Here is a 1,176-nt window from a genome sequence, read left to right as displayed (position 1 = left end):
TGACGTGCTCCCCGAAAATTGGACCAGTTCGAGTTGGAATTTTCCACTTATGATCCCGTGCTCGGGATGAGGAGAGTTCCATGAAGGCATCGAAGTTCACCGAGGCGCAGATCGCGTTTGTTCTGAAGCAGGCCGAAGGGGGAGCGTCGGTCGCCGAGGTCTGCCGCAAGGCGGGTATTTCGGATGCGACGTTCTACAATTGGCGGAAGAAATATGCGGGTCTGATGCCGTCCGAGATGAAGCGGCTGCGGGTGCTTGAAGAGGAAAACGCCAAGCTGAAGCGGATCGTGGCGGACCTGTCGCTTGATAAGGCGATGCTGCAGGACGTGCTGTCAAAAAAGCTTTGAGGCCTGCGCGCAAACGCGAACTCGTGGACATGCTGCAGGGCGACTGGAAAGTCTCGACACGACGCGCCTGCGCGGTGCTGCGGATCGACCGCTCGCTCTATGTCTACAAGTCGAAGCGTGGCACGCAGGCCGAACTGACACAGAAGATCCGCGAGATCTGTGAAACGCGCGTTCGCTATGGCTATCGGCGCGTTCATGTCCTGTTGAAACGCGATGGCTGGGCGGTCAATCCGAAGCGGATCTATCGGCTTTACAAGGAGTTGGGCTTGCAGTTACGCAACAAGGTGCCCAGGCGCCGGGTCAAGGCGAAGGTGCGCGAGGATCGCCGTCCGGCCGCCCATAATAACGACACCTGGGCCATGGATTTCGTGCACGACCAGCTAGCGACGGGCCGCAAGATCAGGATCCTGACGGTGATCGACACTTTCTCCCGCTTCTCGCCGGCGACCGATCCACGGTTCAGCTATCGTGGCGAGGATGTCGTCCAGACGCTGGAGCGGATCTGTGCGCAGATGGGTTACCCAAAAAGCATCCGGGTCGACCAGGGCACGGAGTTCGTCAGCCGGGATCTGGATCTCTGGGCGTATCAGAAGGGGGTCGTGCTCGACTTCTCCCGCCCCGGCAAACCGACCGACAACAGCTTTATCGAGTCCTTCAACGGGAAATTCCGGGCTGAGTGCCTGAACACGCACTGGTTCATGAGCCTTGACGACGCCCGGGCAAAAATGGAGGCTTGGCGTCAGGACTACAACGAGGTCCGCCCACACAGTGCCATCGGCAATAAACCGCCGATATCGCTGCTCAATAGCTTGCCGGCGTGCTTGCCGGT

1 protein-coding gene is annotated in these 1,176 nt (G+C 59.4%); it reads left to right on the top strand.

All coding sequences use genetic code 11. The features are described 5' to 3' along the window. Nucleotides 1-80: 80 nt before the first annotated feature. Nucleotides 81-1,176 (top strand): IS3 family transposase gene (locus HUK84_RS19270; RefSeq protein WP_176641651.1). Its coding sequence is split into 2 segments (ribosomal slippage), with 1,097 coding nucleotides annotated over them: nt 81-333 and nt 333-1,176; the frame shifts between segments, so codons are not numbered across the junction. This gene is flagged as partial in the annotation.

The sequence above is a fragment of the Nguyenibacter vanlangensis genome (genome assembly GCF_013376155.1).
In the GTDB taxonomy this organism is placed as follows: Bacteria; Pseudomonadota; Alphaproteobacteria; order Acetobacterales; family Acetobacteraceae; genus Gluconacetobacter; species Gluconacetobacter vanlangensis.
This window is presented reverse-complemented; position numbering and strand designations above follow the sequence as displayed.